This window comes from Sphingobium sp. LB126 (genome assembly GCF_002795205.1).
GTDB lineage: Bacteria > Pseudomonadota > Alphaproteobacteria > Sphingomonadales > Sphingomonadaceae > Sphingobium > Sphingobium chungbukense.
On record NZ_NETV01000002.1, the window covers coordinates 1,100,779 to 1,124,162 of the forward strand.

Sequence of the window (23,384 nt, forward strand, 5' to 3'; positions counted from 1 at the left end):
CGCCGGTTCCGTCGGTCGGAACCGGCGCCTTCATGGTTCAGAAGGTCCGGCGGGCGCTCAGGAACCACTCGCGCGGCCGCCCATAGGCGCCCTCGGTGATCCCGCCGAACGAGTCGACGAAGCCCGATCCCAGATATTTCTGCTTGGTCAGGTTCTTGACGCCGAGCGTGACCAGCCAGGTGTCCGGCTCGTCGCGATAGGCGATCGAGGCGTTCACCAGATGATAGCCGCTCTGCACCAACAGCGGGCTGTTGACCGCATCATTGTAGACCGTCGAGCGATAGGACCAGTCGACGCGCGGCGTGAACTTGCCGACACCCGCGACATCGATATCGTAGGAAGCGCCTGCGCTCAGCGTCCATTTCGGCGCATTTTGAAGATGCGTGTCCTTGGTCACGCCGCTGTTGAGCGCGCGGATGTCGACCTGCCGATATTTGGCATCCAGATAGCCAAGGCCCGCCTCCAGCTTCAGTTCTTCGGTCGGACGCGCCTGCAGTTCGAGTTCGACGCCCTTGATGCGGGCCTTCGCGGCGTTCTGGATGATGGGCGCGAAGCCCAGGATCGGGTCGTTCACGGTGATCTGCAGATCGTCATAATCGTTGACGAAGGCAGCGCCGTTCAGACGGAGATGACGGCCCAGCAGGTCGGACTTGAAACCGACTTCATAGGTCGTGCTCGTTTCCGGACGGAAGGAGGGGATATTGGCGAAGGGCGGAAAGACGCGCTGGGTGAAGCCACCGCCCTTGAACCCCTGGGAGTAGGACGCATAGGTCAGGAATTCGGGCGACCAGCGATAGGAAAGGCTGGCCATCGGCGTCCAGGCGCGGTCCTTGATCGTCATGCGCGCGCGGGGACCCATCAGCGGATCGCCATTCTGAAGACCCGAGCCGTCGGGGTTGAAGGGCTGACCCGTCAGGAAACCCGCCGCCACGACATATTGATTGCCGTTGTCGAAGGTCTTCCTGTCCTCGGTCCAGCGGATGCCACCGGTCAGGCTCAGATTATGCACGATCTCGAACGTCGCCTGGCCGAAGGCGGCAAGGCTGCGTCCGTCTAGGATCGCACCGCTCATGAATACGGCGTCGACGATATTGACCAGATCTTCGTGATTGCCGCTTTCCTTCGAATAATATCCGCCGACGACCCAGTTCAGGCGGCTGTCGAAAGCATCACCGAGCAACTGCAATTCCTGCGAGAACTGGTCCTGTTTCCAGTCGCTCTTGGTTTGGACGATGCTGGCCGGGCTATGGTCGGAATCGCGGGTCCAGAAGCCGGTCACCTTGCGATAGGCGGTGATCGACTTGGCGGTGACGCCGCCACCCAGGCGCCATTCCAGCGTGCCGGAAACGCCCCAGATGTTGAGGTCGGACGCCGATTCATAGCGGCGCTTGCCGAAATTGTTGAATGTGTCTGAAACCGCCTGGAACGTGCCGCCATGCCGGTAGGGCGCCTGCGCCCACTGGCTGTTGTAGCAGCGCGTGTCGGACAGGCGCGCCGGATTGGAGAGGTCCGTGCAGATACCGGCCGCCCCGGAATAGACGCTGTTCCAGACCTGCGCCGCCGGTGCGTTCTCATCGACCGCCAGCATGACGTTGGGCGCCGATTTCTCGCGCGAGCGCGTACCGTCGACCGCCAGGTTGATCGACAGGTTGCTGGTGGGTTCCAGCCTCAGCGCGAAGCGGCCGGCCAAAGTGTTGGTGTCGCCCAGGTCGGGCGCCAGCGGCACGGTGCCTTTCACATAGCCGTCGCGCATGTGATAGAAACCCGACAGGCTGGTATAGATGCCGTCGGCGACCGGCACGTCGATCGACCCCTTGATCTGGACGCGGTTGTAGCTGCCCGTCGTCAGGTCGAGGCTGGCGCCAAGCTCCTCGGCGGGCTTCTTGGTCACCACGCTGACGGCGCCGCCGATCGTGTTGCGGCCGAACAGCGTGCCCTGGGGGCCGCGCAGCACCTCGATCCGCTCCACATTGAGGACGTCGAGCACATTGCCCACGCCGCGCGAGATATAGACGCCGTCGAGATAGAGGCCGACGCCGGGATCGGCGGAAAGCTGATAGTCGTTCTGGCCGATGCCGCGGATGAAGATGGCGGCGGTGGCGTTGCTGGCGGAAACCGGCACGGAACTGTTGAACTTCACGTTCGGCGTGAAGTCGCCGATCTGTGTGACATTGTCGATGCCGCGCTGTGCAAGCCCTTCGGACGTGACGGCCGAGATCGAGATCGGCGTGTCCTGAAGCGATTCGGCGCGACGACGGGCCGTGACCGTGATCTCCTCGATACCGCCGGGCTGGCTGGCTGCCTCGTCCGGGGCCTGCTGCGCGAGCGCCGACGAACCGTGGCCGATGCCCGCCAGCGCCAGGCCTGCGATCAGGGCCCGAAGCGAAGCGGATTGCAGCGGCCCAAAGTGCAGGGACAAGGCGCGGCGGCCGGAGGGGGTGCGATTGCGGGCGTTAGGTTTCATTGTAGCTCCCTGGTTTGACTGGTTATTATTGTCGTTGTACCGCCCGTCCGCGCCTCGCGGATCGGATCGGCCTTGCTACTCCTGGAACGGCGTTGGCGACCGACATCGGACGCTCGCCTATAATCGAACGCAGATGAAGGCATCGCGCTAGCCCGTTGCTGCGGAGTTCGACAACTGAGCGCGATGGAGTGCAAGGCGCGGAACAAAGCGGTCCCCTGCCCCTTTTTCGGCCCCGCCGCCTTTGATGCCGCCGCAGGCTAACGGACACGGGAACGGGCTAGCGGGTCATGGCGCGCGCCGACATCATTTGTCCGGAATTTCAGCCATTCGACTGTCGCCGGGAGTCGGCAACCGGTCGAATCCATAAGGACAGCAGGATGAACGACGCACATCGCTGGTTACATGAGCATCCCGAACTCGGATCGGGGCCGATCCCCATCGAGCCCTATATCGCGCCGGAATGGTATGAACGTGAGCGCGAGAAAATCTTCAGGAAGGTCTGGCTTTGCGTCGGCCGGGTCGACGAGATACCCAGGAAGGGTGATTACAAGGTCAAGCGCCTTGCCACCGCCGACACATCGGTCATCCTGATGCGTGGCAAGGATGACGTCGTGCGCGCCCATCACAATATCTGCGCGCATCGTGGCAATACCGTCGTCACCGAAACCGGTCCGGAAACTTTCGGTCGCAGCAAGGCCGCGATCGTCACCTGCCGTTTCCATGGCTGGGTCTATGGTGCCGATGGTGCGTTGAAACATGTACCGAGCGAAGAACGCTTCTATCAATGTTTCGACAAGAAGCAGAACGGCCTGTCCCCGATCCATATCGATTTCTGGGAAGGTTTCATCTTCATCAATCTGGCGGAAACACCCGACAACAGCCTGGCCGATTTCCTGGGCGACTATGCCGGACATTTTGCGGGTTTCCCCTTCGCCGAACTCAGCTATCAGTTCACTTATCATACCGAGCTGGAATGCAACTGGAAGGTCGCGCACGACGCCTTTGCGGAGGCCTACCATGTCGACACCATCCATGCCGGGTCCTTCCCCAACACCTTCTCCACCGGCCTTCAGAATGTGAAGCTGATGGGACCGCACCGGACCTGCGCCGTATGCCTGACGCTGGGCGCGACGCCGACGCCCGTTGCAGGCATCGCCAATTCGATCGCCGGCGCCTCGCTCGTCACGCAGCGCGCCGAAACGATGCTGCCCCCGACCATCAACCCCGACAAGCGGGACGATTTCGCGTTCGAACTGAGCGTGCTCTTCCCCAACACGCTGATCCACATATCGGAAGGGATCTGGTTCACCCATCAGTTCTGGCCGATCGCCCATAACCGGACGCTGTGGGAAGGACGCTATTATGTCCGGCCGCCCAAGACCAATGCCGAACGCTGGGCAATGGAACATGCCATGACGCTTCAGCGCAACGCCTGGCTGGAGGACACCGCCACCATGGAAGACACGCAGCGGGCGATGCAGTCGCGCGCCAAGACGGTGCAGAACCTGCAGGATGACGAGATCCTCATCCGTCACAGTGCCGCCGTCGTCGATGAATATGTCAACGCCTGAGGGAGACGCGACCATGACGCAAGCCGAACTGCCCGCGGGCTTCGAAGACCTTTCCGCCTGCCTCGACTGGAACCTGCCGACGGCCGACCAGCGCCAGAGGAAGCGGCAGGGATCGTCCAGCGCGGAACTGCGCGCCTTCTATGACCGGATGCTGCCCCGGCTTTCCGGCATCCTGGCCGAAGTCGACCGCTTCCCGCTCGGCGCGCTGCCCCAAAGCCATCATGCACTCTACAATCTCGCGCTCTCGCTGGCCGAGGTGGCGCCGCATATCGAGCTTTATTCCGGCTCGCCAGGCGTCCCCTATGCGTTCGAGGAAGGACGGTTCGTCGCCGTGCATGGCGGGCAGGAGACCTGGCGCGGCCTCAGCCCCATGGCCACGGCCTGAGATGACGGGGATGACCCCTTCGACGGTCGAGGAGCGGTTGTTCCGCATAGAGGCGCGCAACGAGATTTCCGATCTCGTTGCGCGCTATGCGCATGGCGCCGACCGCAGGAACGATCCGGCAATGATGCAGCCGCTGTTCCACGAGGACGCAAGCTGGTCGGCCGAGGGCTTCGCGACCTTCCACGGCGCTTCGGCGATCGCGGCGGGCCTGGCCGCGATCGCGGCGGAAGAGGTGCTCTGGTCGATCCATTATATGATCGCCCCCTATGTCGAGTTTGCAGAGGACGGCCGGTCGGCGCGCTGCCGCTGGTATCTCTGGGAACTGTCCACCATGGCGCATGATGCGGGGGCTGAAGATCGCTGGCTGGGCGGCTGGTATGACAGCATTGCAAGATATGAGGATAATCTATGGAAATTCGCTTCGGTGAAACTGGACCTGCGGGTGCAGGGAGTGGCGACGCCACCCTGGAGCCTCAAGAAGGCATTCGATCAATGACCCGGTTGTGCGCGGTCGACGAACTGGACGAAGACGAGATATTGCGGGTCGAACTGGACGGCGGACACGGGATCGCCGTCTATCTGCTGGACGGCGAGATATTCGCAACCGACGATCTGTGCACCCATGGCGAAGCGTCTCTGGCGGAGGGGGAGATAGAGGACGGGAAGATCGTCTGCCCCTTCCACCTCGGCAGCTTCGACATCCGCACCGGAGCGGCCTGCGCCGCGCCCTGCTCGATCGCGCTCAAGACCTATGCCGTCGAGATCGTCGACGGGGCGGTGCATATCGCGATGTGACGGCCCTTTTTCAGCCCTTCAGTTGCCGCAAGGTGGCTGAAGGGCGTTCGCCGAAACGTTCGGCATAGTCGCGCGCGAATTTGCTGAGATGGCTGAAGCCGCAGGCGAGCGCGACGTCGGTCACGCTATGCCCTTCCTCCACACCCTCCAGCAACATCTTGCGGGCAAGGTCGAGGCGAACATTCTTGAGATAGCCCATCGGCGTCACACCACGAAACCGCCGGAAACCGGCATGGAGCGACCGGGCGCTGATGCCCGAAATCTCGATCATCTCGATCAGCGAAATCGGTTCGCGCGCATGATTGCGGATGTAATCCTCGACCCGGCGGACATAATAGGGCGCAGGACCCGACGGCGCCGAATCGAACAGATCGGAATGATTGTGCGGCACCGCCGCGAGCAACAGGCGCTTCAGCGTGTCTTCGACCGAACCGCTGGCCCGCGGATGGGTATAGCCCGTCAGCCCATGATCGATATCGTCGCAGATCGTGCGGACGAGATGGGCAAAGGCCTGGGCCGCGCCGACCAGCGGCACCGGCCGCGTCGAGAAGATCAGTTCGTCGGGCCGGAAACCCAGTTCCTGCGCCAGAACCCGTTCGAGGTCGGCCTTCGGAATCTTGATGGTGAAATGCTTGTAGCCCGCCTCGAACGTCTGGCTGAAATGGGCATCGGGGGCCAGCACGCACATCTGGCCCGGCGCCAGGCTGAAGCTGTTGCTGTCATGGGTGATGAAGGACGTGCCATGCAGCGAGAATTGCACGAGGTAGATCTGCCCCATCTGGGGCACGTCGATGGAGATGCGGCCGAAGGGGTTGCCGTAATCCTGGGCGTTGAAGGTGAGTGCCCGCAATTGCGCCTGGTTGTGACGGAAATCGATGGGAGGCCTGCCTCCCTGCACGTCCAGCCGGTGCGGGCAGAACATCCGGCTCATATGCTCTTCGACTTCGCCCGCGTCGGTGCTGCTGAACCTGTTCCACTGGACGAGCGGAAGGATTTCCCCGTTCCAGAAACGGCTGGGCGCTGGAATATCGGTCAGCATGCCCATATCCGCCCGTGTCCCGCGACGTGGGACGACATCCTCCCTTGTCGGCCCGAACCCGAAACATGCGCCTTCCGATGCGGCCTGTCGTGCCCTCCCCAAGACACTGTCATAATGCGACGGTTCATTGACGCGTCCTCCTCATTCTCTGACGCAATGACGCCCGCTTTTCTCCCGCCGGTCAAGCCGTAGTTCGCAGAAGATCGCGCCGCGGGTGCAAGGCCTGCGATAACGGGATAGTGATCGGGAAATTTTGCGCTCAGTTTCGACACCGATAAGCGGCGATGCCGACATGCGTGCAGGTCGGCCAGTCGCGCCGAACGGTCAGAACCGGGAGAAGAGAGTTGAACGAACCAATCGCCGTGGACGTCCTGGTGATCGGCGGGGGTCATGCGGGCGCGCATCTGGCCATTTCGCTTCGGCAGAAGGGCTTTGCCGGAACGATCACGGTCGTGAGCGACGAACCCAGCCTGCCCTATGATCGCCCCCCCTTGTCGAAGGGCTATCTGATCGGCAATCTGGAGATCGACCGGCTTTTGCTGCGGGACAATGATTATTGGACCGAACAGCAGGTCCGCTTCGAACTGGGACATCGGGTCGGCGCACTCGACACCGGCCGGAAGTGCGCAGAACTGGAGGATGGCCGCATCATCCGTTTCCGGTGGTGCGTCTTCGCGACCGGGGGCAAGGTTCGGCGTCTCATCTGTCCGGGATCGGAGCTTGCGGGCATCCACTATCTGCGCACCGTCGCCGATGTCGACGCGATCCGCGGCGGGTTGGAGAATGGCGGCGTGCTGGGCGTGATCGGCGCCGGATATGTGGGCCTGGAGGTAGCCGCCGCCGCGCGCGAGATGGGCCATGAGGTGGTCGTCATCGAGGCGCAGGACCGCGTTCTCCAGCGGGTGACGTCCCCCGTCGTGTCTGACTTTTTCGAGCGCCAGCATCGCGCGCACGGCGTGGACCTGTACCTGGGGCAACAGGTTGCGGGCTTTGCCGGCGAAGGGCGCATAGCGGCCGTCCGGCTGGCATCCGGTCTGGAAATCCCGGTCGATCTCGCGATCGTCGGGATCGGCATCGACGCCGACACCGCCCTGGCCGAAAAGGCGGGCATCGCCTGCGACAGCGGCATATTGGTGGACGAATATTGCCGCACCTCGGCCGAGGGCATATTGGCCATCGGCGATTGCGCCCGCCATCCCAATGATTTCGCAGGCGGCCTATGGCGACTCGAATCCGTCCAGCATGCGATGGATTCCGCGGCCATTGCGGCCGATACCATCCTGGAAGCGCCGACCGAATATCGGGCACTGCCGACATTCTGGTCCGATCAGTACGACCTGAAGCTGCAATCGGCGGGTCTCAACAAGGATGCGGACGAAATCGTCGTCCGGGGCGACAGCAAGGAAGGCCCCCTGACCGTCATCTACCTGAAGGAGGGGCGCATCATTTCCGTCGATGCGATCAACAACCCCAAGGATTTCATGGGTGCGCGTTCGCTGATCCTCAAGGAAGCCCGCCCGGACCGGGCGAAGCTGGCGGACATATCCATCCCCCTGAAGAAGGCGGCCTGAGATCGGTCGATTCCACCGGGCGAGGGCCCAGCCCCCTATCCGCAGGGGTCGGACAAGCCCTCAATAGGCCGAACGCAGGCAGAAATCCTTGAACGCGCGTGCATCATGCAGGGCGTTGTGGGGCGTCTTGCTGTTGGCGGCCGAACTGAAACCCGCTCCGTTGATCAGTTCGAGGCGAAGGTCGCTGATGGCGATCTTCTCCCCCGGCCCCGTCACCATGAGGTGGCAGAAATAGGCGAGATCGTCCGGCCAGTCCGCCACGATCACCGGATCGGGATCATGCGCCAGATAGGCTTCGAGATGGTGGGCGGCCTGTTCGCGATTCAGCTGGAGGTCGATGCCGGGCGGAACGAAGCGAAGATAGGGGATCACATTCTGCTGCACCCAGGGATGGATTTCGTCCGGAAGGGGCAGCGAAACATAGAAATCCTGATCGCCATATTCCGGCACCAGCGCCAGGCTGATCAGATCGCCGCCAAAGCCGTTGAATTCGGTATCGAGGAAATATCGCAATTTCAGGGACGCTTTTCACAAGGGTGCAGGGGCAACATCGTCCCGTCGCTATGACGTCGACTTTGCGGGCCGTAAACCCCTTCATCGCGCCTGCGCTTGGACTATGGCCCGGCTTGTCCTAAGAGGCGGGCGCCCCGCCTACGGAAGGACAGCATGCAACCACGCGAATTCATCGGATCGGCCCATGTCCCTGGGGGCGAGACATTGACGCTCTATCGCCGGGGCCGGGATTTCATGATCGTGCTCGACCGCAACGAACTGATGAGCAGCCGCATGAGCGGATCGGAGGAGGCGCTCGCCAACATGACCTGCGAACGGTTGCGGGGGCGCAAGTCCGTGCATCTGCTGGTCGGCGGCTATGGCATGGGGTTCACCCTGCGCGCGGCGCTCGCGGCGCTGGACGGGAGCGCCCGGATCACCGTGGCCGAACTGGTGCCGGAGATCATCGAATGGGCGCGCGGCCCCATGGCCGAACTGGCGGCGGGTTGCCTCGACGACCCGCGCGTGCATCTGGTCGGTCAGGATGTCGCCGATGTGATCGCCGACGGGCGTGGCCTGTATGACGCGATCCTGCTCGACGTCGACAATGGTCCGGACGGGCTGGTGCGCCAGGCCAATGACCGGCTTTATTCGGCGCGGGGCCTGTCGGCCGCGATCGCCGCGCTCAAGCCGGGCGGCGTGCTGGCGATCTGGTCCGCAGCGCCCGATGCCGCCTTCGCCCGCCGATTGTCCCAGACCGGGCTTGCTGTCGATGAAGTGAAAGTCCGCGCCCGCAGCAACGGCAAGGGGCCGCAGCACATCATCTGGTTCGCGCAAAGGCGATAGAGGCTAAGCGCGCACCTCGCGCCATGTGCCGGGCGGCAAGCCGTCGATGGTCCAGTCGCCGATCCGCCACCGCACCAGCCGCAGGGTGGGATGGCCGATGGCGGCCGTCATCCGGCGCACCTGCCGGTTCCGGCCCTCCCGGATGGTGAGGCTGATCCACCGGTCGGGCACGCTCTTGCGAAAGCGTACCGGGAGGTCACGGGGCCAGAGGGACGGCGGATCGATCAGTTCGACCTGCGCAGGCAGGGTCATCCCATCCTTCAGCCTGACGCCGCGCCGCAACTGGTCCAGCGCGGCGGCCTGCGGATCGCCCTCGACCTGTACCAGATAGGTCTTGGGCATCTTGAATCTGGGATCGGCGATGCGCGACTGGAGCCGCCCGTCATCGGTCAGGAGCAGCAGGCCTTCGCTGTCCAGGTCGAGGCGCCCTGCCGGATAGACGTGCGGCACGTCGATGAAATCCGACAGGGTCGGGCGCGCCGATTCGGACCGTGCATCGGTGAATTGCGACATCACCCCATAGGGTTTGTTGAACAGGAGCAGGCGCGGCACTCAATCTTCCTGATCGAAGGCGAGGCTGCCCTGGTCGATCAGCGCGGCCAGCAGGTCCAGCGTTTCCGGGGACCGGCCCGCCGCGGGATCGAGCCGGACTTGCGCCTGGGCGCAAATCGCCTCGGCCAAGGCCACGGTTTCGCCGGAACAGGCAAAGCTGCGACCGTCGGCGAACAGCAGCAATCCGTCTGCCCGCCGAATGAAGGAAAGGCGGCTGGCCGGATTCCGCGCCAGCGCCATGCCCTGTTCAAGGCAATCGGCCAACTCCGCCCGACCGATCGGTTCTTCGGGGCGCCAGTCCGTCTCGGGATATTTGGGCGCGCTGTTATATTCCCCGAACCAGCACGCAAAGGCATCACGATCCAGCAATTTCCCTGTGACCATGGCATGCAACCGGGTCAGGGCCGCCTCCGAAATCTCCCCCGGATTGCCCTGAACCCGCAGATCCGGGTCGCTGTAACGATCATCCTCCTGCATCTCATCGACCAGATGATCGCACCAGCCCTCGATCAGCTCGCTGCGGGACGGCGCGCGAAAGCCGATCGAATAGGTCATGCAATCGTCGCCGACCGCCACCCCGTCATGCGCGAAGCCGGGCGGCACATAGAGGATGTCGCCGGGTTCCAGCACCCATTCCTCTGTCGCCTCGAACCGGGCGAGCAGGCGCAGATCGTCATGCGGCAGCAATTCGCTCGATCCATCGCACAGCGGCCCCACCCGCCAGCGGCGCTTGCCCAGCCCTTGCAGCAGGAACACGTCATATTGGTCGAAATGCGGCCCCACGCCGCCCCCGTCGGAAGCGTAGCTGACCATCACATCGTCGATGCGCCAGTTGGGTACGAAGCGGAACGGATCGATCAGCGCGGCAACATCGGGAACATGATGATCGACCGCCTGGACGAGCAGCGTCCAGGGCTGCGCGCCCAGCCGGCTGAAACGGTCAGCCGCGAATGGGCCATGGGCGAGCGTCCAGCCTTCCTCCTCCCGCACGATCAGCCGGGATTCGACGCCCTCCTCGCAGGCCAGGCCTGCCAGTTCGTCGGGGTCCAGGGGATTGCGCCACGCATCCCACGGATTTCGGATCAGCAGCGGCTTCTTCTGCCAATAATCGCGGAGAAAGATGTCGGGATCGTAATGCATGTGCTCCGCAGCCTATCCGGCATATGGGGAATGATTTCAACCGTCGACGCAGTGGCGTCATCCCCACCCCGTCGCATTCATGAGGATGAGGGCGACACGGTTCAGCCCATCGCCTTGACGAGATTGGCCATGAAAGCATCCACGACCGGCGGCTTGGGCGCGCGGACGCGTGTCGCCACGATCAGGGGACGCGTCCAGGGTTCGATATCGACATCGATCTTGACGATCCGCCCGGCCTTCATGTCCCGCGCCACCAGCATTTCGGGCAGGATCGTCAGGTGCATTCCACCGTCGAGCATCGCCTGGGTGAAGATGACGGATGTCGTCTCGATTTCCGGCCGTGGCCGCACCAGACCCGCCGTTCGGAAGCTGGCGTCGATCACCTGCTCCACCGCCCCGATATTGGCCCCTGCCAGCCAGCGCTCATTCTTCAGATCATGGAGCGTCACGCGGCCCCTGCCCGCGAGCGGGTGGTTCGCGCCGGCGAGGACGGCATAGCGGATGTCGCCCAGAACCTCTTCGCGGATAAGGGGATCGTGGCGGTCGACCTGGCGCACCGCGACGATCACATCGAGCTTGCCGAGCAGAAGATCGCTGACCATCATTTCATAGATGCCCGCCAGCACGGTCAGGCGCATATCGGCCCGTTCGCCCGTCAGCATCCTGACCGCGCTGGCGACGACGTCCGCCGCCGCGCTGGGACCGACCCCGATCCGCAACCGGCCATGCCGACCGCCCATCATGTCGGTCAGGTCCGCGCGGAAGCGATCGCTCTCCGCCGCGATCGTACGCGCATGGGGCAGGAAAAGGTCGGCATAGGCGGTCGGACGGACCCGGCGTCCATCGCGTTCGAACAGGCGCACGCCCAACTGCGCCTCCAGGCGCAATATGCTCTTGCTGACCGCCTGCTGGCTCAACCCCAGCCATTCCGCAGCGGCAGCGAAAGTGCCCATGTCATAAGCGGCCAGAAAATGCCGCACCTGTCGCGATTCCATGTCCTCGATTACACAATCTTTGGTTGTTCAAAAAGACAATTTGTTGTTGGTCTACCCCCCCTCCCTGCGCAATGATCGGGGCACAGAGAGAGTGAGGGCACATGCAGATCATTACGGAAAAGCAACCGATCGTCGCTGACCAGGCGGGCGTATGGGAAGGCGAATATGTCCATCTGGACGCCGACCACAATATCATCGACCGTCACAAGTCGCGGCTCGTCTGCCGCCTGACCGACGGTCCGGACGGCGTTGCGAAGCTGAGCCAGACCAATATCTACACCTGGGCCGACGGCACGCAGGAAATCCGCTATTTCGACGGCACCTTCCAGGGCGACCGCATCTGGATCAAGAACGACCTGATCGACGGTTTCGTCGGCGCGCTCAACTATGACGAGACCAATCGCACCATCATGGTCGGCTGGACGCGGACCCACGAACCCGATTTCCGCTATTATGAGATGATCACCGTGGCCGAGGACGGCGATGCCAAGAACCGCACCTGGCACTGGTATCGCAAGGGTCGCCTGTTCCAGCGCACCGTGATCAACGAGAACCGGGTCTCGCGCGACTGGCAGGCCTATGACGATCCGAGCTACTACAGCTACCGTCCCCGGGCGGCGCTATGAACGAAAAAGCGCTTTCACGTAGGGCGCTGTTGGGTGCGGCGGGAGGCATTGGCCTCTCCGCCGCTCTCGGCGTTTCTGGGCAGGCCGCCGCGGCCCCGGCCGAGCCCAAGGCCGATGTCGCCATCAACCCCGACGGCCGCTATCCGGTCGTGCCCCTCACCAAGGATAGCTGGACGCTGGGCGTTGCGCAGGCCCGATCCATTCCCGTCGACCTTTCCCGTGTCGAAGCGAGCCGCCGCGACAATCTCAACCATATGCTGGGCCTGATCGATGCCGCCTTCGCCTTTGGCGGGGGACCCGATCTGCTGTTCTTCCATGAGTTTCCGATCACCGGCTTCGGCGCGGGATGGACGCGCCAGGACGTGCTGAAGGTCGCCATCGAGATTCCCGGCGTGGAGACGGAGGCGATCGCGAAAAAGGCGAAGCAATACGGCGCCTATGTCGTATTCGGTTCCTATGCGCGCGACCCCGACTGGCCGGGACATGCGCTGTCCATCACCACGGTCATCGGCCCCGATGGACGCATATTGTCGCGCGGCTGGAAGGCGCGCAACATCAAGGGCGCCTTCGGCGGCGAGATCGAGCTGTTCACCACGACGATCTACGACGTGCTGGACCGCTTCGTGGAGATGTACGGACGCGATGCGATCCTGCCCGTCATCCAGACCCCGATCGGCAACCTGGCGACCAGTTCGGTGCAGCGCGAACCCGAACTGTTCCGCGCCCTGGCGATCAAGGGCGCCGAAGTGATCCTGCGCACGGCGACCGGCGGCTTCGTTCCCGCCGATGTTGCGGCGACCTCCCTCTACAACAGCGTCTATACCGCCGTATCGAACAACGCGATCTCGCCCGGCTCGCCCTTTTTCGAGGACAGCAATGCCGGTGGGTCGGCCATCTATGGTCCCGACGGCGAAGTCATGGCGATCGCCAAATCGCCCAACGAAACATTGGTGACGGCGCGCATCCCGATCGGCGCCTTCCGGGCGCGGCACCGCCAGCCGACGATCCATCCGCAACTCTATATGGATGTGTTCAACGGTTATACGCCGCGCTTCCCGCCCAACCTGTTCGACAATTATCAGCCCGGCGATCTGAAGGATGCCGGGCGCTATCTGCGTGACAAAGGTGTCTGGAAATGAATGGTGTAACCCGCAGCGTAACCGGCACGATCCTCTATACCAGCACCAAGCCGGAGCGCATGGGACAGGGTCGTGGCCGTGAACATTTCCGCATGGATTTCCATGCCGATGGCTGCCGCACGATCGCGGCGCACGGGCAGATCGACGATGCCCCGTCCGTCGTCCGCGACGTCAACCTGCGCATCGGCAGCGACGGCCTGCCGAAGGAAAGCTTCGTGCGCATCGCCGTGGGCGGCGAATTCCGCGGTTCGGGCTGGTTCCGTTTCGCGGACACATTTGCCGAATGCGAAGCCATGACGACCGTCGAAGGACGGGTTTCCCAGCGCATGGAACTGGACACGCCGCTGGTGGCCTTCGGCAATCACGCGATGGTCAATGACGGCTTCCTACTCAACCTCTACAACCTGTCGCAGGGGCCGGGCGTGCAGGTGTTCCGCAACATCCTGCTGTCATCCCCCGACCATCGCGGCGCGACCGGGCCGATGCTGTTCCCGATCGATCTCGCCATCGAATTTGTCGGGCGCGAAACGGTGAAGGTCGCCGCCGGCAAGTTCGACGCGCTGCATTTCCGCTTCACCGACATTCCCGGCCTGCTGCTGGAACATCCGCCCTACGACCTGTGGTGCACAGACGATGGCGACTATGTGCTGCTGAAGGCCGCGGTCGGCGGCTATATGCAGACCGCCTATGAACTGACCGCCTATGACCGGACGGAGACGGTCGCATGATCGTCGCCTGGCTGCTCGCCGCCCATATCGCGGTGCTGGGCTATTGGCTCGGTTCCGAATTCGTGATCAACAGCACCTATCGCTATGTATCCTACAGCGACCGCATGCCGTTCGAGGAGCGGTCGCGGCTGATGGAGCATGTGATGCATGTCGACCAGCATGTCCGCTATGCCCTTGTGCTACAGGCAAGCCTCGGCCCGGCCATCGCCGCCCTCTACGGCTATATCCCGGGCGGCGAGGCCACGGCGATCGGCTTCGGCATCTTCGGCGCGTTCTGGTTCGGGTTCGTCGAACTGGTCCATCGCCTGCGTCACAGCCGCATCGGCAAGAGGCTGGGCGCCATCGATCGCACGTCGCGCTATGTGCTGATGGCCGTGTTGCTGGGCGTCGCCACCGGCCTGATCGGCGGGGCATGGGACATGCCGCAATGGCTGCGCTGGAAGCTGGCGCTGTTCGCCTGCGTCATGATGTGCGGGGTCGGCATTCGCCTGGCGCTCATCGCGCATTTCCGTACCTGGGCGATCATGGCCCGCGAAGGGCCGACCGACGAGACCAACGCCATCATCAAGCGCACCTATGTCCGCGCCACCTCGGTCCTGCTGCTGCTGTGGGTGTTCATCACAGCGATCACCGTCGTCAGCATCTGGAAGCCGATGTGAACGACGACGCGCTGATCGATGCCCTGAAAGCCCGCCTGCCCGCCGAAGCCGTACGCACCGACGACGACGCGCTGACGCTGGCCATGCACGACGTCCATGTGACGGGCGAGCGGCCCGTTGCCGTGGTCGTGCCGAAGGATGCGGCCGAACTGGCATCGGCGGTCGCGGCGGCGACGGCGCTGGGCCATGCCGTCATCCCGCGCGGCGGCGGCCTCAGCTATACCGGCGGCTATGCCGCGCCCGGCCCCGGCGCGGTGACGATCGACATGCAGGGCATGAACCGCATCCTCGACATCGCGCAGGAGGATATGACGATCACCGTCCAGGCGGGCGTGACCTGGAAGCAGATCAACAACGCCTTGAAGCCGCTCGGCTTGCGCATGCCGTTCATCGGCACTTTTTCGGGCGCGGGCGCCACGGTCGGCGGCGGGCTTGGCCATGGCGCGCTGTTCTTTGGATCGGCCCGCTACGGATCGGCGGCGGACAATGTGCTGGGGATGGAGGTCGTACTTGCCGACGGCACCCTGCTGCGGACGGGCCAGGGTGCGCTTGCCCAGCCCAGCAAACCCATATTGCGTAGCTTCGGCCCGGACCTGACCGGCCTCTTCACCCATGATGGCGGCATGTTCGGCATCAAGACCGAAGCGACGTTCCGTCTGATCCGCACCCCTGCCGAACAAGGCTATGCGAGCTTTGCGTTCAGCGACATCAGGCAGGCCGCCGACGCCCTGTGTGAAATGGCGCGCGCCGATCTGGCGGAGGAGATCTATATTCTGGATCCGAGCGCGGCGGACGCGGTCCATGCCGATGCATCGACCATGGCGAAGACCGCCGTTTCGGTCGCGCGCGGGGCCGGCGGCGCCTTCAAGGCGGTGAAGGCCCTGGCTGCGCTCGCCAAGGGCGGCACGGACTTCATTCCCGAGGGCCATTTCTCCCTCCACCTGACCGCCGCCGGACGCTGCGCCGCCGCCGTCGAGGCGGATCTGGCCGCCGCCCATCATATCGCCAGCCGACGGGGCGGCAGCGCAGTCACGCCGACCATTCCCCGTGTCGCCCGCGCCGAAATCTTCGCCAATCTGAACGGCGTGCTCGGTCCCAGAGGCGGGCGCTGGGCCGCTCTCAATGCCAAGGTCGCCCATTCCGACGCGCATCGGCTGATCGACGCCTTCGACGCGATGATCGCACCGCATGCGGAAGAGATGGCGGCGCATGGCGTGCGCTATACGCGCCTCGTCTCCGCCCTCGCCAATCACTGCTTCAGTTTCGAACCCGTCTTCCACTGGCAGGACAGGTGGCAGCCCTTGCATCGCAGCGCGCCCGATCCGGTGCATCTGGCCGCTTTCGAGGAACCTGTTCCCAATCCGCAGGGGCGGGCGCTGGTCGACCGGCTCCGCCGGGAAACCGTGGACCTGTTCCGCAGCCTGGGCGCGGCGTCCAACCAGATCGGACGCACATACCCCTTCCGCGCGGCGCTGTCGCCGGCACCCGACCATCTCCTTTCCACCATCAAACAGGCGCTTGACCCCCGGGGACTGATGAACCCCGGCGTTCTGGGCTTTGCCTGATCCATTCCAGGAACCACCATCATGAAGATCATTGCACCCACCGCGCTTGCCCTCACCACGCTGATACTGGCGGGTTGCGGCGGGCAGCAGGCCGCAGCGCCGGCCAATCCCATCGCCCAATGCACGACCTGCCACAGTTTCAAGCCGGGCGCGGGCGGCCTGTCGGCCCCCAATCTCCACGGCATCCTCGGCAAGGCGGCGGCGAGCCAGCCCAATTTCAAATATTCCAACGCCATGAAGGACAGCGGGATCGTCTGGACAGCGGAAAAGCTCGACGCCTACATTGCCGCCCCCACCGCCCTGGTGCCCGGCACGCGCATGAATTTTCCAGGCATAGCGGATGCCGCGAAGCGGAAGGCCATCATCGACTATATGCAAGACGAAGGCAGCAAGTAACCACAACAACGGGGCCGGACCGGAAAGGGGCGATGTGAAATGATCAGAAATATCCTGGCAGGTTTCAGTGGAATCGTCATCCTCGCGGCAACGCCGCTTGCCGCGAGGACGCTCGATCCGGACAAGCCCGAAGACGCCGTCGAGATCATGAAACGCGCCCAATGCGGTGCGAAGGACGGCACGCCGGCGGTCTATCACTGGACCGGCAAGATCTACTCCCGCGTCGCGGGCGAACCCGACCGGCTGCTGTTCACCGGCGAAGGCATGAATATCCGCCAGTGCGCGACCGTCATCGATCCCAGGCGCGGCAAGGGCTATCGTCAGGTCAGCCGCGAAGTGATGCTGTTCACCGACCCGAAAACGGGTGAGGTGATCCGCAACTGGACCAATCCATGGACGGGCGAGGCCGTGGAGGTGATGCAGATTGCCAATGATCCGGTGAACGTGCCCACCGCCTTCCCCTATTCCGCCGACGGCAAGCCTTTCCAGTCCCATTACAAGCGCATGGGCCAGTGGCTGGCCATGCCTCTGGAAATTCCGCTATTCTATCATAATGTCCTTTCCGGCGATTATCAGGACTATGTCGGCGGCCAATATCACGCGATGGAGATTTTCGACTTCATCGCCCGCGCCGACGAAATCCTCGACACGAAGAATCCCACCGCTTATCCGTCTGTCTCCTGGGTCCGCATCTCCGACTGGATGCCGTGGATGAAGATGCGGGGACGCCAGGGACAACTGGTCTTCAATGCCGTGGGCACGAAGCTGGACAGTTTCGATGCCCTGCCCACTCTGTTGAAGGATGAGATCGCGGCACATTATCCAACCTTTAGGCAGGCCCCGCCGGCGGACGACGCCCGCCCCAATGAAACGACATGGACCGCCTTCAGGAAATGGGCCGACGAACGCCGCAAGGTGTCGCCGCCACCCGCGCGACCGGCGCAGTGAAGCGATCGCCTCCCGGAATGTAGAACGGCACCCATCCGCTAACGCCAAAAGGCACCTTCAGGCGACGCCAGGATCCGGCGACATCGCGCATTCCATATTGGCGCCAGATCGGCACGTCGATCCGTGGGGCTTTTCGGCCACACCCCCACAGAATAGATATGAACCGGGGAATTTATACGGATAAATTTTTAAAATTTGTCTGGACAACTTATCGCATGGTCGCAATGCTGCCCCCGATCGCGGCCAGGAGCCGTTACTTGAGGGGGAGCATTTCGGAAATGAAAAAAACAAAGAGTTCAGCACACAGGGTCGCGCTCATCATCTCGACCGCGATGATCGGCCTGGCCACCACGCCAGCCTCCGCACAAAATGCCGGCGATCCCGCCGCCAGCACCGAATCCGCGGACGCGATCGTCGTGACCGCGCGCAAGCGGGCGGAAACGCTGCTCGAGGTGCCGATTGCGGTCAACGCCTTCAACAGCGCGTTGATCCAGGACAAGATGGCGCAGAGCGTTTCAGACCTCGCCGCCTTCACGCCGGGTTTCCAGATGCAGCAATCCTTCGGCCGCGGCGGTGATCGCCCGGTCATCCGCGGCGCGTCCAATATCCTGTTCAGCGACGGCAAGGTCGGCATCTTCCTGGATGGCGCGCCCTATTTCGGTGATTTCTCATCGCTCGACCTTGCGAATATTGAACGAGTCGAAGTCATCAAGGGACCTCAGTCGGCCGTATTTGGTCGTGGGACGCTGAGCGGCGCGGTCAACGTAGTTCTCAAGCGTCCGACCAAGGATTTCGAGGGCCGGGTTTCTGGCACGCTTGCCAATTTCGACCGTCGTGAACTGAGCGCATCCCTGTCGGGCCCGATCATGGACGGTATCGGCTTCCAGGCCGGACTGAAGCTGTTCGACATTGACGGCCAGTGGAAGAACGACGCCGTGCGAGGCGAACGGCTGGGCGACCAGAGCAGCCGCCAATATACCGCCGGCCTGTTCTTCGACCCGACCGAGGATATCAAGGCCTCCGTCCGCTGGCTGCACCAGACCGACGATGACGGCCATTTCGCCATCGGACTCCAGCCGGCCAGCGCGAACAACTGCTTCCTGTCCACCCGCCCCTATTATTGCGGCGTGGTGAAGCCCATGACCCGGTTCGGCGCGAACACCGATCGCCTGCTGCGCCCCGGCCTGTACCGCAATGCGGACCGTTTCATCGGCGACATCTCGTGGGATATCGCCGGGTCGGGCTATGAGGCGTCCTTCCAGGCCGGTTACAGCGACCTCCAGGAAGTCACGGGCCTCGACCAGACCTATGACGCGCGCGGCGTATATTTCCTGCCGCAGTCCCTGTGCGGGCGTTCCTTCTACGCCCTGCCCAATCAGGATTGCCGCAAGTCGAGCTTCGAAACCACCACGGGAACGCGCCGCAAGACGCAGACTTATGAAGGTCGCCTGACCTCTCCGTCGGCCGACCGCTTCCGCTGGCGCCTGGGCATGTTCCACAGCGTGGACAAGCAGAGCGGCATGTCCGAATATCTGGAACTGAACGAAGTCGGCCCCGAACTGCTCGACGACACGCGGCGCGTGCGCAACCTCGCCTTCTTCGGCGGCCTCGATTTCGACGTCACCCGCACGGTGACGGTCGGTGCGGAACTGCGTCACCAGATCGACAAGGTGCGCAGCGAAACGCCGACATACCGCATCGGCGACGTATTCAGCGCCGACTATCTGGCGACGGTCGTCCTGCCCAATCCGAACACGATCGTGGGCGTCGCCGGCACGCGCAAGGCGACCTTCAAGGCGACCTTGCCGCGCGTCACGGTCAACTGGAAGCCGGAACGGAACCTGTCCTTCTATGCCCAGTTCTCGCAGGGCAATTCGCCGGGCGGTTTCAACAAGACCAGCGCGCCCGAGCCGATCTTCAAGGAAGAGAAGCTCACCAACTATGAAATCGGCATGAAGACGTCGAAATTCGGTTTCGACTATCTCAACCTGTCGGCCTTCTGGCAGGACTATAAGAACCAGGTCCTGACCAACACCTATGTCGCCAACAATGTGGTCGATTCCTACAGCGTCAATATCGGCCGCACGCGCATCCGCGGTATCGAACTGGAAGGCCAGTTGCCGCTGGTCGGCGATATCTTGAAGGTCCAGTTCAATTACACCTTCCTGGATGCCGAAATCCGCAAGGGCGTGGAAGCCGAAAAGGCGCTCGAACTGCTTGGCCGCTCGTGCAAGACCGGCTCGGCCGTCAATCTCGACCTGCCCGGCTGCCGCGACGCCGCCTCGATCGCGGGCAACCGCCCGCCGCTCGTGTCCAAGCATAGCGGCACGGTCGGCCTGCGCTTCCAGCACCCCGTCGACGACAACTGGACGGTCTTCTCCGGCGCGGACGTCATCTATCGCAGCAGCTATTTCGATCAGGTGCTCAACCTGGCCGAGAGCGGCGCTTCGACGCAGATGAATGTGCAGTTCGGCCTGCACGACAGCCACGGGCTGCGCGTCACCGTCTATGGCAAGAATGTGCTGGGCGATGAAACGCCGCTGGGCATCCTGCGCTATCTGGACTTTGCCGCCGCCCGCACACCGACCGGCGACTATGCCCGCGGTTTCGGCATCACGCCCGCGCGCAAGCCCGAATATGGTTTGACGGTCAGCAAGTCCTTCTGACGAAAGGCCATCAATCAGGGCCGGGGACAGGCCCATGCCTGTCCCCCTTTCTTCCTCCAGCCCCGGAGCTTTCCCATGCCCGCCTATATGATCGTCACGGCCACCATCTCCGATCGCGAAGCCTTTCTGTCGGGCTATGGCGCGAAGGCCGCCGCTCTGGTCGAAAGATTCGGCGGCCAATATCTGATGCGCGCGCCCGGCGCCCAGTTGCTCGAAGGGGGTTTCGGCGATGGCGGGTCCGTCGTCATTTCGCAATGGCCGAGCCGGGAGGCAGCGCTCGCCTTCTGGAACTCGCCCGAATATGGCGAGGCGCGAACGCTTCGCCAAGGCGTCGCCGATTGCCAGGTGCTGCTGATCGAAGCCCCAGCCATCGCCAGTTGATCCCAGTCCAAGGAAGGAAGCACCATGTCCAAATTATACGCCATCATCACCCGCGACAAGCCCGGCGCCACCGCCACGCGCATGGAGAAGCTGAAGGAGCATCTCGCCCACGTCGAGGCCGGACTGGACCGGCTGGCCGTCGCCGGGCCGCTGCGCGACGAGGAAGGCAATTTCACCGGATCGCTGCTGGTCGTGAAGGCCGAAAGCGAAGCGGAGGCGCGCACCCTGCTGGAAGCCGATCCCTATTACAAGGCGCAGATCTGGTCCGACATCGAGATTCGCGCGTTCAATGCGGCAGCAGGCGACTGGGTGGGCGGCAAGACCTGGTAAGGAAGACGGAACATGGCACGCGTCGCACGGATAGAGACCAATGGCGGGCCGGAGGTCATCGCCTTTCATGATGTCGACCTTCCCGCTCCCGCCGCCGGAGAAGTCCGCGTCCGGCATAGGGTGCTGGGGCTGAATTTCATCGATACCTATCACCGACGGGGCATCTACCCCGTCGCCCTCCCCGCCGAGCTTGGCGTGGAGGGTGTCGGCGTGGTCGAGGCGATCGGCGGCGGCGTCACCGATTTCGCGCCGGGCCAGCGCGTCGGCTATTTCGGCCCCGAACGAGGCGCCTATGCGACCCACCGCAACATCGCCGCCGCATCCCTGATCGCCATTCCCGACGACATCGACGACGAGACGGCGGCCGCAGCGCTGCTGAAGGGCTGCACCGCCGAACTTCTGGTCGAACGCTGTGCCAGGGTGGAGGCGGGCTGGCCCGTGCTGGTCCACGCCACCGCCGGGGGCGTGGGCCTGATCCTGGTCCAGTGGCTGAAGGCGATCGGCGCGACCGTCATCGGCACGGTCAGCACGGAGGAAAAGGCTGAAAAGGCGCTAGCGGCAGGCGCCGATCATATCATCTTCTACCAGAGCGAGGATACGGCGAGCCGCGTCCGCGCGCTGACCGATGGCGAGGGCGTGCGCGTGGTGTTCGACGGCGTGGGCATGTCGACCTGGGAATCGTCGCTCGACAGTTGCGGCATCCGGGGGCTCATCGTGAATTACGGCAATGCCGACGCCCCGGTGGGCGGGGTCAATCTGGGCGTGCTGGCGATGAAGGGTTCGCTCTACAATTCCCGGCCCATGCTCTACCATTATTACGCCAAACCTGCCGAGCGGGCGGCGGGTGTCGCGCGGCTCTGGGACATGCTGCGTTCGGGCAAGGTGAAGATCAGCGTCGGCCAGCGCTATCGCCTGGAAGATGTGGCGCAGGCCCATATCGACCTGGAGGCACGCAAAACCACTGGGTCCACTCTATTGTTGCCCTGACCGTTCGGGAACGGGCGCCCCGATGGAGGCGCCCGTTCATCCGTTCAGAAACTCCATGATGAAGACCAGGCGGGTCGATCGGCATTCGGCCCTATCGTTTCGCAGCAGGATGGTGAAACAACCGTCCGCCAGGAAAGGCGCCACCGGACGGCCAACCTCCAGCAGCGGGCCGGCCTCGACCGCATGCCAATATGGAGCGATTGGTCAGCGCAAGACGCTCGGCCGCCTTCCATCGAAAGGCCGCTCGATGATCGACATGCTCATCCGGGACGCCCGCCCTCCGGAAGCTGAAGCGCGCCAAAGGGATCCGTGGCATCGGCATCGAGGAAGCTCATCACCAGATCGGCCGCCTGCTCGGGGAAACCGTCAAGGAAGCCATGCCCCCAATGCGGCAATTCGACCACCCGGCCATTGCGCATCAGCTTCGGCGCGCGTCGGCTCTGCTCCGTCAGATCATCATCGGTGTTGAGCACGAGGACGGGCTGCGCGACCTCATCCAGGCGCATGTCGGGCCGGAAGGAAAAGGCGGCGTTATGCCCCCACCATTCCCGGTTGCCCGCCAGCAGCCCTTCGGGAAACATGTCGTTCAGCTCTTCTATGGTCAGGCCGCGTCCCAGATTCCAGCGCACGAAACCGTGCCACCGCCGGAGCAGATGGCTGCCATCGACGGCCGGTTCGTGCCGTGCATAGAGGCGCTGCATCTCGATCAGCTCGTCCGCCGTGAAGATCGGTGCGGAGACGCAGACCAGCCGCCGCACAAGGTCAGGCCGATCCGCCGCCAGGTCGGCCGCGATCATCGAGCCGGTGTGATAGCCCATGAGATCGACCGGCCCGGCCAGGCCAAGCGTAGCGATCGCCGCCTGCATCGCGCGGCTATAGTCGGCTATGCCCGGCGGCGCGGGCGGCGGATCGGACATGCCGAAGCCCGGCGTGTCTATGGCGATGCCCATCCGTCCGCGTCTTTCCAGCACCTCCAGGAAACGCTGATAGATGCGCCCGCTCATCGGGCTCATGTGAAAGCATATCAGCGGCGGCTGTTCCCCCTTTACGCCCGCCACGCGCACATGCATCTGTCCATAGGGCCCATCGACATAGGCGCGCCGGACCAT

General features: G+C 63.7%; 24 protein-coding genes. 17 read left to right on the forward strand and 7 right to left on the reverse strand.

Annotated features, from left to right (window positions below; translation table 11 throughout):
* Positions 1–37 precede the first annotated feature (37 nt).
* Positions 38–2,464, reverse strand: a complete 2,427-nt coding sequence (locus CAF53_RS21040) for a TonB-dependent receptor (protein WP_100239469.1) — start codon at positions 2,462–2,464, stop codon at positions 38–40.
* A 377-nt stretch (positions 2,465–2,841) separates the two neighbouring features.
* Between CAF53_RS21040 and CAF53_RS21045 the strand changes: the two genes are divergently transcribed.
* The 4 genes from CAF53_RS21045 to CAF53_RS21060 are packed head-to-tail and all read left to right on the forward strand — an operon-like array spanning position 2,842 to position 5,215.
* Positions 2,842–4,035 (forward strand): aromatic ring-hydroxylating dioxygenase subunit alpha, encoded by a 1,194-nt coding sequence (locus CAF53_RS21045; protein ID WP_100239597.1) that lies wholly within the window; start codon positions 2,842–2,844, stop codon positions 4,033–4,035.
* A gap of 13 nt (positions 4,036–4,048) precedes the next feature.
* The gene (locus CAF53_RS21050) at positions 4,049–4,420 is read left to right on the forward strand and encodes a hypothetical protein (RefSeq protein ID WP_046765228.1); all 372 of its coding nucleotides are present in this window, start codon (positions 4,049–4,051) and stop codon (positions 4,418–4,420) included.
* 10 nt (positions 4,421–4,430) lie between these two features.
* Positions 4,431–4,916: a nuclear transport factor 2 family protein gene (locus CAF53_RS21055; RefSeq protein WP_052757503.1), complete on the forward strand. Its 486-nt coding sequence runs from the start codon at positions 4,431–4,433 to the stop codon at positions 4,914–4,916.
* Positions 4,913–5,215 carry a non-heme iron oxygenase ferredoxin subunit gene (locus CAF53_RS21060; RefSeq protein ID WP_046765227.1) on the forward strand — a complete coding sequence of 101 codons (303 nt, stop codon included), beginning with the start codon at positions 4,913–4,915 and terminating at the stop codon, positions 5,213–5,215. Before CAF53_RS21055 ends, CAF53_RS21060 begins: the two co-directional genes overlap by 4 nt.
* A 10-nt stretch (positions 5,216–5,225) precedes the next feature.
* On the opposite strand, the gene CAF53_RS21065 is transcribed toward CAF53_RS21060, so the two are convergent.
* Entirely contained in the window at positions 5,226–6,254 is a 1,029-nt protein-coding gene (locus CAF53_RS21065) for an AraC family transcriptional regulator (RefSeq protein ID WP_046765335.1), read from the reverse strand.
* A gap of 344 nt (positions 6,255–6,598) precedes the next feature.
* Here CAF53_RS21065 and CAF53_RS21070 point away from each other — a divergent pair, with 344 nt between their 5' ends.
* Positions 6,599–7,825 carry an FAD-dependent oxidoreductase gene (locus CAF53_RS21070; protein WP_197707509.1) on the forward strand — a complete coding sequence of 409 codons (1,227 nt, stop codon included), beginning with the start codon at positions 6,599–6,601 and terminating at the stop codon, positions 7,823–7,825.
* 60 nt (positions 7,826–7,885) lie between these two features.
* Here CAF53_RS21070 and CAF53_RS21075 read toward each other — a convergent pair whose 3' ends face one another.
* Positions 7,886–8,338, reverse strand: a complete 453-nt coding sequence (locus CAF53_RS21075; RefSeq protein WP_046765226.1) for a 3'-5' exoribonuclease — start codon at positions 8,336–8,338, stop codon at positions 7,886–7,888.
* A gap of 153 nt (positions 8,339–8,491) precedes the next feature.
* Between CAF53_RS21075 and CAF53_RS21080 the strand changes: the two genes are divergently transcribed.
* The gene (locus CAF53_RS21080) at positions 8,492–9,163 is read left to right on the forward strand and encodes a spermidine synthase (protein ID WP_046765225.1); all 672 of its coding nucleotides are present in this window, start codon (positions 8,492–8,494) and stop codon (positions 9,161–9,163) included.
* A 3-nt stretch (positions 9,164–9,166) separates the two neighbouring features.
* Here the strand turns inward: CAF53_RS21080 and CAF53_RS21085 are convergent, their stop codons facing one another.
* The 3 genes from CAF53_RS21085 to CAF53_RS21095 all read right to left on the reverse strand — a co-directional run bounded on the left by CAF53_RS21085 (position 9,167) and on the right by CAF53_RS21095 (position 11,835).
* Positions 9,167–9,715, reverse strand: coding sequence for a pseudouridine synthase (locus tag CAF53_RS21085; protein WP_100239471.1), 549 nt, complete (start codon positions 9,713–9,715; stop codon positions 9,167–9,169).
* Entirely contained in the window at positions 9,716–10,855 is a 1,140-nt protein-coding gene (locus tag CAF53_RS21090) for a cupin domain-containing protein (RefSeq protein ID WP_100239472.1), read from the reverse strand. It abuts the gene before it with no gap.
* A 101-nt stretch (positions 10,856–10,956) separates the two neighbouring features.
* Positions 10,957–11,835: a LysR family transcriptional regulator gene (locus CAF53_RS21095; protein ID WP_197707510.1), complete on the reverse strand. Its 879-nt coding sequence runs from the start codon at positions 11,833–11,835 to the stop codon at positions 10,957–10,959.
* Positions 11,836–11,951: 116 nt separating this feature from the next.
* On the opposite strand from CAF53_RS21095, the gene CAF53_RS21100 reads away from it, so the two are divergent.
* From CAF53_RS21100 to CAF53_RS21145, 11 genes are all read left to right on the forward strand, one after another.
* Entirely contained in the window at positions 11,952–12,476 is a 525-nt protein-coding gene (locus CAF53_RS21100) for a hypothetical protein (RefSeq protein WP_046765221.1), read from the forward strand.
* Positions 12,473–13,615, forward strand: coding sequence for a nitrilase-related carbon-nitrogen hydrolase (locus tag CAF53_RS21105; protein WP_100239473.1), 1,143 nt, complete (start codon positions 12,473–12,475; stop codon positions 13,613–13,615). The genes CAF53_RS21100 and CAF53_RS21105 overlap by 4 nt, the downstream gene beginning before the upstream one ends.
* Positions 13,612–14,343: a hypothetical protein gene (locus CAF53_RS21110; protein ID WP_046765219.1), complete on the forward strand. Its 732-nt coding sequence runs from the start codon at positions 13,612–13,614 to the stop codon at positions 14,341–14,343. Before CAF53_RS21105 ends, CAF53_RS21110 begins: the two co-directional genes overlap by 4 nt.
* Complete coding sequence (locus CAF53_RS27195; protein ID WP_157801330.1) at positions 14,340–15,002, forward strand: hypothetical protein; 663 nt, start codon at positions 14,340–14,342, stop codon at positions 15,000–15,002. The genes CAF53_RS21110 and CAF53_RS27195 overlap by 4 nt, the downstream gene beginning before the upstream one ends.
* A complete protein-coding gene (locus CAF53_RS21115) occupies positions 14,999–16,567 on the forward strand; it encodes an FAD-binding oxidoreductase (RefSeq protein WP_157801331.1) in 1,569 nt (522 codons plus the stop codon). Before CAF53_RS27195 ends, CAF53_RS21115 begins: the two co-directional genes overlap by 4 nt.
* Before the next feature lie 21 nt (positions 16,568–16,588).
* Complete coding sequence (locus CAF53_RS21120; RefSeq protein ID WP_046765217.1) at positions 16,589–16,963, forward strand: c-type cytochrome; 375 nt, start codon at positions 16,589–16,591, stop codon at positions 16,961–16,963.
* Positions 16,964–17,002: 39 nt separating this feature from the next.
* Complete coding sequence (locus CAF53_RS21125; protein WP_100239475.1) at positions 17,003–17,911, forward strand: DUF1838 family protein; 909 nt, start codon at positions 17,003–17,005, stop codon at positions 17,909–17,911.
* 278 nt (positions 17,912–18,189) lie between these two features.
* Positions 18,190–20,577: a TonB-dependent receptor gene (locus CAF53_RS21130; protein ID WP_197707511.1), complete on the forward strand. Its 2,388-nt coding sequence runs from the start codon at positions 18,190–18,192 to the stop codon at positions 20,575–20,577.
* A gap of 75 nt (positions 20,578–20,652) precedes the next feature.
* On the forward strand, positions 20,653–20,958 hold the full coding sequence (locus CAF53_RS21135; protein WP_046765214.1) for a DUF1330 domain-containing protein: 306 nt from the start codon (positions 20,653–20,655) through the stop codon (positions 20,956–20,958).
* Positions 20,959–20,982: 24 nt separating this feature from the next.
* A complete protein-coding gene (locus CAF53_RS21140) occupies positions 20,983–21,288 on the forward strand; it encodes a YciI family protein (RefSeq protein ID WP_046765213.1) in 306 nt (101 codons plus the stop codon).
* Positions 21,289–21,300: 12 nt separating this feature from the next.
* Positions 21,301–22,275 carry a quinone oxidoreductase gene (locus CAF53_RS21145; protein WP_100239477.1) on the forward strand — a complete coding sequence of 325 codons (975 nt, stop codon included), beginning with the start codon at positions 21,301–21,303 and terminating at the stop codon, positions 22,273–22,275.
* A gap of 260 nt (positions 22,276–22,535) precedes the next feature.
* Here the strand turns inward: CAF53_RS21145 and CAF53_RS21150 are convergent, their stop codons facing one another.
* On the reverse strand, positions 22,536–23,384 hold the full coding sequence (locus CAF53_RS21150; protein ID WP_100239478.1) for an alpha/beta fold hydrolase: 849 nt from the start codon (positions 23,382–23,384) through the stop codon (positions 22,536–22,538).

What these genes read in the sequence shown, in the direction of transcription:
- CAF53_RS21040 (WP_100239469.1), bottom strand. Translation starts at nt 2,464, where the DNA reads ATGAAACCTAACGCCCGCAATCGCACCCCCTCCGGCCGCCGCGCCTTG.
- CAF53_RS21045 (WP_100239597.1), top strand. Translation starts at nt 2,842, where the DNA reads ATGAACGACGCACATCGCTGGTTACATGAGCATCCCGAACTCGGATCG.
- CAF53_RS21050 (WP_046765228.1), top strand. Translation starts at nt 4,049, where the DNA reads ATGACGCAAGCCGAACTGCCCGCGGGCTTCGAAGACCTTTCCGCCTGC.
- CAF53_RS21055 (WP_052757503.1), top strand. Translation starts at nt 4,431, where the DNA reads ATGACCCCTTCGACGGTCGAGGAGCGGTTGTTCCGCATAGAGGCGCGC.
- CAF53_RS21060 (WP_046765227.1), top strand. Translation starts at nt 4,913, where the DNA reads ATGACCCGGTTGTGCGCGGTCGACGAACTGGACGAAGACGAGATATTG.
- CAF53_RS21065 (WP_046765335.1), bottom strand. Translation starts at nt 6,254, where the DNA reads ATGCTGACCGATATTCCAGCGCCCAGCCGTTTCTGGAACGGGGAAATC.
- CAF53_RS21080 (WP_046765225.1), top strand. Translation starts at nt 8,492, where the DNA reads ATGCAACCACGCGAATTCATCGGATCGGCCCATGTCCCTGGGGGCGAG.
- CAF53_RS21090 (WP_100239472.1), bottom strand. Translation starts at nt 10,855, where the DNA reads ATGCATTACGATCCCGACATCTTTCTCCGCGATTATTGGCAGAAGAAG.
- CAF53_RS21100 (WP_046765221.1), top strand. Translation starts at nt 11,952, where the DNA reads ATGCAGATCATTACGGAAAAGCAACCGATCGTCGCTGACCAGGCGGGC.
- CAF53_RS21105 (WP_100239473.1), top strand. Translation starts at nt 12,473, where the DNA reads ATGAACGAAAAAGCGCTTTCACGTAGGGCGCTGTTGGGTGCGGCGGGA.
- CAF53_RS21110 (WP_046765219.1), top strand. Translation starts at nt 13,612, where the DNA reads ATGAATGGTGTAACCCGCAGCGTAACCGGCACGATCCTCTATACCAGC.
- CAF53_RS27195 (WP_157801330.1), top strand. Translation starts at nt 14,340, where the DNA reads ATGATCGTCGCCTGGCTGCTCGCCGCCCATATCGCGGTGCTGGGCTAT.
- CAF53_RS21120 (WP_046765217.1), top strand. Translation starts at nt 16,589, where the DNA reads ATGAAGATCATTGCACCCACCGCGCTTGCCCTCACCACGCTGATACTG.
- CAF53_RS21125 (WP_100239475.1), top strand. Translation starts at nt 17,003, where the DNA reads ATGATCAGAAATATCCTGGCAGGTTTCAGTGGAATCGTCATCCTCGCG.
- CAF53_RS21130 (WP_197707511.1), top strand. Translation starts at nt 18,190, where the DNA reads ATGAAAAAAACAAAGAGTTCAGCACACAGGGTCGCGCTCATCATCTCG.
- CAF53_RS21135 (WP_046765214.1), top strand. Translation starts at nt 20,653, where the DNA reads ATGCCCGCCTATATGATCGTCACGGCCACCATCTCCGATCGCGAAGCC.
- CAF53_RS21140 (WP_046765213.1), top strand. Translation starts at nt 20,983, where the DNA reads ATGTCCAAATTATACGCCATCATCACCCGCGACAAGCCCGGCGCCACC.
- CAF53_RS21145 (WP_100239477.1), top strand. Translation starts at nt 21,301, where the DNA reads ATGGCACGCGTCGCACGGATAGAGACCAATGGCGGGCCGGAGGTCATC.
- CAF53_RS21150 (WP_100239478.1), bottom strand. Translation starts at nt 23,384, where the DNA reads ATGGTCCGGCGCGCCTATGTCGATGGGCCCTATGGACAGATGCATGTG.